This is a genomic window from [Phormidium] sp. LEGE 05292, assembly GCF_015207735.1.
GTDB lineage: Bacteria > Cyanobacteriota > Cyanobacteriia > Cyanobacteriales > Aerosakkonemataceae > Floridanema.
The window spans coordinates 73,154-84,330 of the sequence record NZ_JADEWG010000012.1 but is presented as its reverse complement, the minus strand read 5'-3'; the positions used below and the strand labels follow the sequence as shown (position 1 = coordinate 84,330).

The 11,177-nt window shown below is 40.1% G+C and carries 13 protein-coding genes and 2 tRNA genes; 13 read left to right on the top strand and 2 right to left on the bottom strand.

What is annotated here, in order from left to right; genetic code table 11:
• The first annotated feature begins 305 nt into the window (after nucleotides 1-305).
• Nucleotides 306-1,016, top strand: coding sequence for a GDSL-type esterase/lipase family protein (locus IQ264_RS06000; protein ID WP_193979541.1), 711 nt, complete (start codon nucleotides 306-308; stop codon nucleotides 1,014-1,016).
• Here the strand turns inward: IQ264_RS06000 and IQ264_RS05995 are convergent.
• Nucleotides 1,002-1,535, bottom strand: coding sequence for a pentapeptide repeat-containing protein (locus tag IQ264_RS05995; protein ID WP_228061318.1), 534 nt, complete (start codon nucleotides 1,533-1,535; stop codon nucleotides 1,002-1,004). The genes IQ264_RS06000 and IQ264_RS05995 overlap by 15 nt on opposite strands.
• Nucleotides 1,536-1,932: 397 nt before the next feature.
• Between IQ264_RS05995 and IQ264_RS05990 the strand changes: the two genes are divergently transcribed.
• From IQ264_RS05990 to IQ264_RS05955, 8 genes are all read left to right on the top strand, one after another.
• The gene (locus IQ264_RS05990) at nucleotides 1,933-2,928 is read left to right on the top strand and encodes a GNAT family N-acetyltransferase (protein WP_322744611.1); all 996 of its coding nucleotides are present in this window, start codon (nucleotides 1,933-1,935) and stop codon (nucleotides 2,926-2,928) included.
• 535 nt (nucleotides 2,929-3,463) lie between these two features.
• Nucleotides 3,464-3,664, top strand: a complete 201-nt coding sequence (locus IQ264_RS05985; protein WP_193979539.1) for a hypothetical protein — start codon at nucleotides 3,464-3,466, stop codon at nucleotides 3,662-3,664.
• A 330-nt stretch (nucleotides 3,665-3,994) separates the two neighbouring features.
• Nucleotides 3,995-4,059, top strand: a tRNA-Asn gene (locus IQ264_RS05980).
• Nucleotides 4,060-4,236: 177 nt separating this feature from the next.
• Nucleotides 4,237-4,301: transfer RNA gene (locus tag IQ264_RS05975), tRNA-Leu, on the top strand.
• A 65-nt stretch (nucleotides 4,302-4,366) separates the two neighbouring features.
• The gene (locus IQ264_RS05970; RefSeq protein ID WP_193979537.1) at nucleotides 4,367-4,786 is read left to right on the top strand and encodes a hypothetical protein; all 420 of its coding nucleotides are present in this window, start codon (nucleotides 4,367-4,369) and stop codon (nucleotides 4,784-4,786) included.
• A gap of 487 nt (nucleotides 4,787-5,273) precedes the next feature.
• Nucleotides 5,274-6,713, top strand: coding sequence for a vWA domain-containing protein (locus IQ264_RS05965; RefSeq protein ID WP_228061317.1), 1,440 nt, complete (start codon nucleotides 5,274-5,276; stop codon nucleotides 6,711-6,713).
• Between the two features lie 144 nt (nucleotides 6,714-6,857).
• Entirely contained in the window at nucleotides 6,858-7,082 is a 225-nt protein-coding gene (locus tag IQ264_RS05960) for an NfeD family protein (protein ID WP_193979518.1), read from the top strand.
• Between the two features lie 88 nt (nucleotides 7,083-7,170).
• Entirely contained in the window at nucleotides 7,171-7,575 is a 405-nt protein-coding gene (locus tag IQ264_RS05955) for an ADP-ribosylation/crystallin J1 (RefSeq protein WP_193979516.1), read from the top strand.
• Between the two features lie 44 nt (nucleotides 7,576-7,619).
• Here IQ264_RS05955 and IQ264_RS05950 read toward each other — a convergent pair whose 3' ends face one another.
• Nucleotides 7,620-7,979: a DUF4189 domain-containing protein gene (locus IQ264_RS05950; RefSeq protein ID WP_193979514.1), complete on the bottom strand. Its 360-nt coding sequence runs from the start codon at nucleotides 7,977-7,979 to the stop codon at nucleotides 7,620-7,622.
• A gap of 202 nt (nucleotides 7,980-8,181) precedes the next feature.
• On the opposite strand from IQ264_RS05950, the gene IQ264_RS05945 reads away from it, so the two are divergent.
• From IQ264_RS05945 to IQ264_RS05930, 4 genes are all read left to right on the top strand, one after another.
• Nucleotides 8,182-8,640 carry a DIP1984 family protein gene (locus IQ264_RS05945; protein WP_193979513.1) on the top strand — a complete coding sequence of 153 codons (459 nt, stop codon included), beginning with the start codon at nucleotides 8,182-8,184 and terminating at the stop codon, nucleotides 8,638-8,640.
• Between the two features lie 243 nt (nucleotides 8,641-8,883).
• Nucleotides 8,884-9,069 (top strand): hypothetical protein, encoded by a 186-nt coding sequence (locus tag IQ264_RS05940; RefSeq protein WP_193979511.1) that lies wholly within the window; start codon nucleotides 8,884-8,886, stop codon nucleotides 9,067-9,069.
• A gap of 127 nt (nucleotides 9,070-9,196) precedes the next feature.
• Nucleotides 9,197-9,754, top strand: coding sequence for an RNA 2'-phosphotransferase (locus IQ264_RS05935; RefSeq protein ID WP_322744610.1), 558 nt, complete (start codon nucleotides 9,197-9,199; stop codon nucleotides 9,752-9,754).
• A gap of 63 nt (nucleotides 9,755-9,817) precedes the next feature.
• Nucleotides 9,818-11,026: an ATP-binding protein gene (locus IQ264_RS05930; protein WP_193979509.1), complete on the top strand. Its 1,209-nt coding sequence runs from the start codon at nucleotides 9,818-9,820 to the stop codon at nucleotides 11,024-11,026.
• Nucleotides 11,027-11,177: the final 151 nt, after the last annotated feature.

Here is an 11,177-nt window from a genome sequence, read left to right as displayed (position 1 = left end):
GAGGAGCAGAGGGGCAGGGGGGCAAAAGAGGAAAAATTTATCCTAATAATCTGTTGCCTGTTTATCCTTGATCTTTTGATTTTGCCAACAGCACGATCAAGTTACAGGCTAATAACTCAAGTCCATTAAACTAAATTGAAAGTTTAAATTCAATCAAGCTACTTATCCCCTCTGCTCCCCTGCTCCTCTGCTCCCCTGCTCCTCTGCTCCTCTGCCCCTCTGCCTTTTGTAACCAAAGATATTGTGTATTTTCTTCTCATTGTGTCAAGATTTTATAATTGTTCAGTATTTATACTCTGAGATACATGGCAGCATTAGCAGAAAGTACCTCATTTCGTTTACGCTTAGTGAATAACAATTCCCTCAAGGTTGTAGCACTGGGAGATAGTTTAGTTTATGGATTTGGCGATCATGAGGGTGGGGGATGGGTAGAACGACTCAGACGGCAGTGGATGATGCCGCCGAATCCGGGTCATGTTTTGTATAATTTGGGAGTGCGGGGCGATCGCGCACAGCAAGTTGCCCAACGTTTAGAAGATGAGTTTCGCAATCGGGGAGAACTGCGAAATCGTGTCCCAGATTTAATCATTCTTTCTGTGGGAGTGAATGATTCCGCGAGATTAGCTAGACCAGAAGGCAGAAATTATACAGAATTTCCCAACTTTCAAGCTGAAATAAATGGTTTGCTCAATCGCGCCCAACAATTGTGTCCGGTGTTATTTGTGGGCATGGTGCCTGTTAATGAAGAAAAAATGCCCTTTTTAGATTGTTTTTACTATAACTTGGCAGATCAATATCGATACAAAGAAGCAACTAAACAAGCTTGTCAGGCGCGAGAGATTCCCTATTTAGACATTTTTGATTTGTGGATGGGACGTGGTACACAATGGATGCGATCGCGCCTGACTGAAGATGGACTTCACCCGAATATTTTGGGATATCAAAGTTTATTAGAAGATGTCCTCAACTGGGAAGCCATGTACCAACTCACTAAAGCCAAACTAATTACAATCTAAACTATCTTTAGTAGCAACTTTAGTTACTGGGTTGACACCTTCGGCGCGTTGACAAAGACGTTTAACTTCGTAGCGATCGATAATCGCATCGGTGAAGTCAGCGCCAGTAATATCTGCATCCGCAAAACTAGTATCAACCATGATTGCCGCAGTGAAAATAGCGTTTTTTAGATTCGCTTTATTAAAGACTACGCTATCAACTAAAGCCCCAGCCAAACTAGCACCTTCTAAATTAGCTTCTGGCATAATTCCCTGAGTCATAATTGCCAAATTCAGATTAGAATTTTGGAAATTGATTCCCTTCATTTCCGCTGCTGCAAACACTGCGCCCTCTAAATCTGTATTAGAGAAATCGCGATTTTGTAAATTAGTCTTAGTGTAATTAACTGTTTTTTCTTGGGCAACAGCTACAGGAGTTGCACTTAACATTACCCAAAGAAAAGCCAAAATCACCGTTAAAATTACCGTCAACAAACGTAGCCAAATTGATTTAATTATTGTGGGAAAAGGTAATACCATAGCGCGTTGCTCATAACTTTACTCAACACATTAATGTTCGCACAACTTATGACTAGATTCATCAATTAAAATTCTTTTTAGAGGCGATCGCAAGGTGAGCGATCTCAATCCTTACTCGCTAAACTACGCGAAATGGGCATTAATCCCGAACAATTATAGGACTTTCGCACTGAGATCCCCCAACCCCCGAACCCAGGGGGGCTTAAGAAATTCCCCCCTTGGGTTCGGGGGATCAGGGTTTCAAGCCCGGAGTGCGTAAGTCCTAAATTATAAGCTCCCCATCCCCCAATCTCCCACCTCCCCCTTGGGTTGCTAAGACATCACCCGATCGGGGGAGTTAACCTAATGCTACTTAATAATACATTTGTAGTATTAGCAATATCTGAATTACAAGCCAATGATGTTAACGCTGACAAAGCGCCCCTACGGGGGTGAAACAGATTTAGAAGCGATCGCAAATCTCCTAGAAGCTTGCGAAGCGGTAGATAAACTCGAACAATGGACAACAGTTTCAGAACTGGAACGCGATTTTAATTCACCATATTTCGACAAAGAACGTGATTTACAACTTTGGGAAGATGACACAGGTCAATTAATTGGTTTTGCTACGTTGTGGCATCCCTCTGTTGGGGAATTAACCGATGTTAGACTTGGGTTTCGCGTTCATCCTCAAACTCGTGGGGGAACTTTGGAACGGGAAATTATCAATTGGGGAGAACAACGTCTGGCTGAACTTGCAAAAGAACAAGGTGTTACATCTGTGAAATTGCGTTGTAACAGTCGGGACGATCAAATCGATCGCATAGCCATACTACATGAAAATGGTTTCAGTGCCGATCGCTACTTTCTCACAATGGTACGCAGTCTCCAAGAACCACTTGCAGAACCTCAAATTCCCACAGGTTTTACAGTTCGTTCCGTAATCGCGGAACAAGACGCGGAAGCTTGGGTCGAAATGCACAACCAATCGTTTATCGATCACTGGAATCATCACGATTTAACAGTGGAAGAATACAAACATTGGCGCACCGATCCAGATTATAGACCGGAGTTGGATTTAGTTGCGATCGCCCCTGATGGCACCTTTGCTTCCCACTGTTATTGTGCAATTTATCCCGAAGATAACAAACGCAGCGGTCGTATAGAAGGTTGGGTAGCTATTCTGGGAACTAGGCGCGGTTTTCGTCGTTTAGGACTGGGAAAAGCAATGTTACTTAGCGGAATGCAAAAGTTACTTGCTGCGGGAATGGATATCGCCAAAATCGGTGTAGATTACGATAACCCCAACGGTGCGAGACAACTTTATGAGTCTGTTGGTTTCCGCAAACTCTATACTTGGGTGTGGTACTGCAAAGACGTAAGGGCGGGTTTAGTAAATAACCCCTTTATCTAATAAACAATCTCAATGGCAAAACCTTCCCCTACAAGATGTGTATCATTTTGGCATGAAAACGGTATAACTCTCTTTCTCCACCCCGCTAAAAAAACTTTGTTTTACCCCTTGACACCTTTTGTATTATGTTTGTATTATGAAAACATGGTGAGTTGAGGAAAGATTTTTCTTCACCTCGCTTGCGAAATCTGCACCTTGAAAACTGAATACTTAATTATTCTCAGACACAATTGAGAAACCTTCACTTAGGGATGATCTATCATGTTGACACTTGAAACCAAGTTATTTGGGAAGCAATCTACCAAATTTGACTCAAAAATTGAGCATAAAAGATTGACTTCTAACCCCTCTGAGACAGAATTAAAATCTCAACATTCTGAACATCTCAGTCAAACAAAAATCAATGAGAAAACTAGGCAAATTAAGCAAGATTATCATTTAGAGCGGCATTGTTTTTGGTAAAAATTATTAGCTTTAAAAAGCCCTCCTTTATGAAAATCTTGACGCAAATCTAAATAAAAAAGGAGGTGCTAAAATGGTACATATTCGCTTTGAAGGACGCTCTTACGATTTAACCGAACGTCAGCTAAATGTTACTCCAGGCATGAATGATACAGCGATTAAGGAACGTTTAGCACGGCATTTAGATGTGGGATGCGATCGCTTACAACATTACGTAATTGACAGACGACCAAGCGGCGACTTAATTATCCGCCCAGAAGCCGTTTACGGCTAACAAAATCGAAAATCACAAATCGATTGTTCCGCACCCTAACCCAAAAAGCTTACACACAATTCGCCTGATAAGCGGCAAGTTATAGGTGCAAATCCTATCGGCTCCACTTTCGGAAGTGAAAAGGAGAAAGACAAGGACAAAAGAAGTAGAGACGTTTCATGAAACATCTCTATTCATGAAAAATCTCTACCTTTCTTTTGTCTGTTTCTTGGGGCCGTAGTTCAAATAGTAGAACTGCAAGTGACTAGCTTTTTTAACTTGTGCGGAACAACCTTATTTCTTACTAGTTGGAGGACAAACACTTCGCGCCCTGAATTAGAAAGCTTACATACTAGCTCATTGGTAGAGCACTCGGCTGTTAACCGATTGGTAGTAGGTTCAAATCCTACGTATAAACAAACAGCTTTCTTGACTTGCGCGAAGTGATTTTACTCAAAACTGGTCTGTTGTGAGGACTTTAGTCCTTCTATCTAGGGATGTACGACTAAAGTCGCTACAACAAACCTAATTAAATTAAACTTGTATGATTAAACAAAATTAGCACTTCGCACCCCAACCGAAAAAGCTTACATACTAGCCAAATGGAAAAGGCGCTTGACTTAAGATCAAGATATACAGGTTCAAATCCTGTGTGTGAACACAACAGCTTTTTCAACTTGTGCGGAGTGTTAATTTAACTAATACTCGCAAGAGTTAAAAACCTTGAAATATCACTCAGTTGATGAAATCAAAACCCTAATTCAAGCTTTCGAGAATTGTACATTGCCCAGAAATGAGTGGACACATCCCGCTCATTTAACAGTTGCCTTGTGGTATCTCACTCACTATTCCGAAACAGAAGCAACAAATTACATTCGTAACGGAATCCAAAAGTACAATTCAGCAATGGGAATCAAAACCACAAAAGATAGCGGCTACCACGAAACCCTAACTATATTTTGGATTCGCATTGTTAGCCAATTTCTTACCACTCAATCCCAGAGAAATATTTTAAACTTAGCAAATAAACTAATCCAAAATTATGAAAACAAAAACCTACCATTTGAATACTACAGCCATGATTTACTCATGTCTTGGGAAGCACGAACAAATTGGGTAGAACCAGACTTAAAACCAGTTTAATTACTTCCCATTACCAACTACCAATTACCAATTACCAAAAATAGCAGTTATCGCCGCGCCCTCACAGAGAGAGCTTACACACAGCTACCTCATAAGTAGCTCTATCCTACCAAGATAGAAAGGTTCCTACATTGGATAGTAGGATGCAAGCCTGGGCCTTTATTAGCAGGCAAATTTAGCTCCCTCAACTTGCGCGGCTTATTATTAATAATTTTGCCGTGCGTGCGATATCTGCTCCTGACAATTTTGGATTTTAGATGATAAAAACTCGTTGCAAAAATGAATCAGATCCCCCCTAACCCCCCTTAACAAGGGGGGAAACAAATTGATTCAAAGTCCCCTTAACAAGGGGAGAACCAGAGGAAGCTTTACTATTAGCATTACCGAGGGAATTAAATTAATTCAAAGTCCCCCTTGTTAAGGGGGATTTAGGGGTATCTTCAATCTAAAATCACAAACTTTGATAAAAACTATTCAGGAGGTAGCCATGAATATGAATACTACAGAACGTGACTTGCGTTTAGAAATGCTCAACAGCTTGCTGACTACTCCTCACCGCAAGCTGGAAGAAGTAGCAGAAATTCACAAGTTAATTGTGGAACTTGACCCAATTTTTTACGGACATTTAGCCGTTTGGTATCAGAAAAATGGTGATGTACGTGACCATAAAGAAGTGTTCGTGGGTAATTTGTTAACTAGTAATTTGACAGAACACCGAGATGCTGGTTTTGTCATGTTACAACAATTTCCGCCTTATGAAGTGTCACGTATTATCGACTTCATGAAGCAGCATCGGGGAAAAGTTCCACGTTCTGCACGCACAGCTGTTACTCGTTATTTGAGAGAACGGGAAAAAAGCGCACAATTTTTCGATCGCGCAGCACTGCGAGGACGCAAAGCGATGAAGCATTTGTATGCGACATTGCACATTAAGCCAAATCAACGTGCAGATGCCGTATTGTTCAAAGATGTGCCGCCAACAGATAGCCTTGCTTTTATTTTGAAGCAACTGGCAAAATCTGCAACTCCCACAGAACAAGCAGCTTTGATTGTAGAGCATAATATACCTTATACGATCGCGATCGGTGCAGTCAAACAAGTAACACCAACAGTCTTAGTAGCGCTGATTAATTCCATGTCGCCGCAAGAGGTAATTAATAACCTCAAATCTCTCCAAGAACGAGGTGCAATGAATCACCCAGAAGTCAAAGCACTCATCGACAAAAAACTGGAAGAAGCGACAAACTCTAACCGAATTTCTGCTTACAAAGCGCGTGTTGCTGCCGATGTTAGCAAATTGGATGCCGAAACAACTGCCAAGTTGGAAAAAGTCACCGACGAACAGGTGAAAAAGCGCGGCAAAATTGCTAAATCAACCGCATTATTAGTAGATAAATCAGGCTCAATGACTAATGCCATAGAAGTTGGTAAGCGACTCGCTGCATTAATTTCTGGCATTTCCGACGCTGATTTATTCGTCTATGCTTTTGACACAATGCCTTACCCAATTAAAGCAGACGGTAAGGAATTGAGTCACTGGGAACGTGCCTTTAAGCATATCAGAGCAGATGGCGGAACTAGTATCGGTTGTGCCCTGGAAACAATGCGCTTGAAAAAACAGTCAGTTGAACAAATTATCATTGTCACCGACGAAGGCGAAAATGCTGCACCTTACTTTGCTCAAACTTACCAAACTTATTGCCGTGACTTAGCGGTAATGCCAAACGTAGTAATTGTGCGAGTTGGTTCTGCTTCTAATTATGTAGAAAGTCAACTCAAGCAAAAGCAAGTACCAGTAGAAACATTCACTTTTGCAGGTGACTACTACTCATTACCAAATTTAGTTCCTCTGCTGTCTCGTCCCTCTCGCCTGGAACTGTTAATGGAAATTTTAGACACACCATTGCCAGTTCGCGATGATAAGTAGCTAGCAAGGTGGGCAATACCCACTTTGCAAAAAAAAACACTATGAATACGGAACATTCAGTAGAGGAAGTGAATAAATAGAGGGGTGACGAATCATACTGTCTCCTACTTATTTCTCTACTCGGAAGCTAAAGGGGGTCAGCTGATGAGTGAATTGTTCCGTTCTCAAGTGGAAATGTTTGCAGAACCAAAGCAAGGTACTGTAACCCAAACAATTGCTCCTTATCAACGTGGTAGAGTGAAAGCAATGGGCAGTTATTGGCCTGCTGAATTTTACCAAGCAACTGAGCAAAAGCATCTACCTCCTGACGCACCAATTTTAATCGTGGGAATTCGGGATATCACTTTGTTAGTAATTCCTGTTTCTTAACTGAATAAAGGGGATTAATAATTAGTGACTGGGAAAATTTCTAACTTTTCTCAGTCACCAATCTCCAAATAAGAGAGGTGAGGTAAAGATGCGTCTCTATCGCCCTGTGGGGTTAAAAGAACTCGACTTAATTGCCAGAGCAAATTTTACGGCTTTCCCTCCCCGTCTTCCTGTACAACCAATTTTTTATCCGGTACTCAATTTTGAGTATGCCCAAAAAATTGCCCGTGATTGGAATACGAAAAGCAATAGTTTTGCTGGTTTTGTTACCAAGTTTGAGGTACAAGATAGTTATGTAAAAAAATTCCCTGTGCAAACTGTAGGCAGTCGAATTTGCCAAGAATTGTGGGTACCAGCAGAAGAATTAGCAGAGTTCAATCTTCATATTATTGGTAAAATTGAAGTTATGGCTGCTTACTATGGCGAAGATTTTCGCGGTGAAATTGACCTAAAAACAAACTTACCAAAAAGCCTCAAAATCCCAGCTTTTTAAGTAGTTAGTTGGGTGAGTTAGGCTGAACCTAACTCACCATAAACCTAGCGGGTAGTGCAAGCCCAAGTAACTACTTTACAAGCCCCTGTTCCGCATTGAGATACGGCGTTTGCTTCGGCTTGTGCGCGAGTGCCTGCCCACCCCCAACCTAGATGTTCGTCATCTTTGGCTACAGCGCCACAAGCGTTTTTAAACCAGACTTGAATTTGACAACCCTCTTCGCCACATTTTTCTAATGCTGCTCTTTCTGCTTGTTCCTGAGTTGGGTAATCATAAGCGTAGCCGTAGGCACCTGAATCTGAAGTGGCTATCGCCCCAAAGTTATCTGCTGCCAAAGCTACACCAGCCATTAACCCTTCCGCAAAAACTAAAACCCCCGCTAAAACTCCTAAAGGCTTCCTCATAAGGTTTTTTTTGATGATTAATGAATTTTTTCCATTCAAGCACATCCAATATTTAAGTGTCTTTTTTTACTCATCTAAAGCAAAATATCTTTACGTATTCTCCGATACTATTTAACTCAGGAGGTTGCATCAGAAAAATTAATCAACACTTTACATAACGATCGTTTTAGAGCCTAAAAAACGTTAAAATATAAGAGGAATTATGAAACTATCAGAAGCTTTAATCCTGAGAGCAGATTGCCAAAAAAGAATTGAGCAATTGCGCCAAAGATTGATCAGAAGTGCCAGAGTCCAAGAGGGAGAACAACCACCAGAAAACCCCTCCGCATTGCTAGCTGAATTAGAAACAAGTCTGCGCGAATTAACTGATTTAATTCAGAGAATTAACAAAACCAACTCTCTGACAAATCTTCGAGAAGGAGTAACTATATCTGATGCTTTAGCACAAAGAGATACACTCTTGCTAAAACGCAGCATTTATGATTCGCTGGTTAGCGCCGCTGCGTTAAACCAAAACCGATATAGTCAATCTGAAATCAAGTATTTCAGCACAGTTAATATTACTGAATTGCAAGCGCAAGTTGATAGGTTGTCTAGAGAATGTCGCGAGTTAGATACAACAATTCAAGCGGCAAACTGGAATACTGAATTAATGGATTAAGCAAGTTGGTAGCTAAAGCAATAGAGGCGAGTATAATCTTGCACCAATCTCATAAATTGGCTTTTAGCAAGGTATTAGGGGCAATACCAAATCGTATGACAAATTACGCCCAGTATTGTCACAAGTGTAAAGTGCATTGTTAAAGTTACAACCATGTACTGATCTATTGATTTTAGTGAGGGTGGGTTAGGGGCTAATTGCTTAATCAAAGGATTTTTGAAAGTGAAAAAATTAGGTGGTGTTATGAGTAATATGCAATCTGTATACAAACTTATCGCCTTAGAAGTGCAACAGCGACTCGCTGAATTAAATGTTACTGATTTTGATTCACCTCTACCTACAGGCGCAAGTAAAAACGTAAAAAAGCTTTCTCGAAAGAGTGTGCAATTCTTGCGGAATAGTCGTTATTTTCACAAGCTCAGCTATTGATAATAAAATGTAACAAAGCATCATAAATCAATTTCTTGTAATTTGTATTACAATATAAGACAATCGTTTGTGTACGCTCAAGTAAGAAATGTGAAGTAGGGGAGGAATATTAATTAATTTTAAAGATATGCAGTTGAACAATTCTCGCTTAGTTAAAATTAGCAAATATCTTAGTAAGCATTTGCGGCATACACCAGAGGAAATAGGTATTACACTAGCAGAAGGAGGCTGGGTTTCTGTTGAAGAATTAATGGAAGCGAGTCGAAAAAATGGGTTTTTGTTCACTCGTGCGGAATTAGATGAAGTAGTTGCTACAAATGATAAAAAGCGCTTTTCTTTTGATGATACAGGTAAATTAATTCGCGCAAATCAAGGTCACAGTGTAGAGGTTGATTTGCAATTGACTCCCACTTTGCCGCCAGATGTTTTATATCACGGAACAGGAGCTAATACAGTGGCATCTATTTTGCAAAATGGTCTGTGTAAAATGTCTCGACATCATGTACATTTAACTACAAATATTAGTACCGCTAAAAAAGTAGGAACAAGGCATGGTAAACCTGTAGTTTTTGTAGTAGACTCAGCAGCAATGCACAAAGATGGTTATGATTTTTACTGTTCGGAAAATGGAGTTTGGTTAGTCGATCGTGTACCATCTAAGTATTTACAACAGTTGCCAAATTAAAGCTGCTGATTAAAATTAGTAAAAATCTCCGATAATTAGCCACCATAGCACAGAAATTTAATTATGCCATTTGGATATTTCGGAAACAACGAAGAAAATTACAGCCAGAACAATCATCAATCAAAGGGTCTATTAGGAGCAGGTTGGCGACCGTTATCCAGACAATTTAATTTAGAATATTTTTTGCATTTAGTATGGAATGATAACAATGAATTGACTCAGAAAACTGCTGATGTAATTAGTGACCTTGCTAATGCTTTGGGGCGTAATGAATATACTTGGTGGGCTAATCTTTTAAATGTTTTTTCTGATAACGTTAAATATGAAATAGATGTATTCTGGAATTACTTGACTCCCGAACCTTCAATGCCAGATTACCGTTTCAAAGATGTTTTAACAACGGAAACTCCCATTAATCAGTCGGTCAGTCGGGATAGTATTCCGATCGATTATGTTTTGAATCGTCTCCAAGAACTTACTGTGAAAAAAATTCTGGAAATTTTGGGTCGTCCTGATATTATTACTCAGTATTTTATGGAGCGATATTACTATTACCCAGTGTCTCAATTTAGCAATTGGGAACGCTTAGAAACCCCAGGAACAATTTACGCTTATTGGTCGAAATACCAAGTTTGGTTGCAAATCGAAAGCTATGAAAAGGGACGACGTTGGTATAGTTTAATGGCGAAAGATTTAGCACCATTAATTAACAAAGCAACTTACAACTTGGCGGTGATTCTTAGCGGATACAAAAGCCGTGTAGGACAGGTTAATAGCTTGTTTTCTATTCGCACTTTTCCAGAGGATATTCAAAGCTTTACTGATAAAGTTCAGCAAGCAATTCTTGACCAAAATCAGTTAGCTGTTTTGGTGCATGGTGAACCGGGTACTGGTAAGACTGCATGGACTCAAGCGGTAGCTAAAGAAATTTTGATGCCTTTGGGTTTTGTAATATTTATTTTGGATCATGATGCGGTAGAAAATTTCATTCCGCCGAGCTATTTGGAGCGAATTTGTCTGATAATTAATGAGGCGGATAATTTGGCTCAGGATCGGGGAAGTGCAGCGGCTCAAGGTAATACTAGAACTGAGCATATTTTGAGTTTGTTGGATGGTACTTTGTATCAAAGTGTGATTGAGGAAGGGGGTATTCAGCAGAAACAAAAGTTCGTGGTGTTGTTGACTTGTAACACTACTGAAAGGTTAGATCCGGCTATTTTAAGGAAGGGAAGGGTTGATTTGATGTATGAGTTTGGACACAAGTTTGTTTGATTTTTTTAACCGCAAAGAACGAAAAGAGCGCGAAGGAAGAGAAAGAGGAGATTTATTAGGTCAAAAAGAACAATTAGTTGTGATTTAATATCATGTTCGGTCGTTCGGTCATAATATCCTTTTTCCAACACCCGGTAGAGACGTTATATAT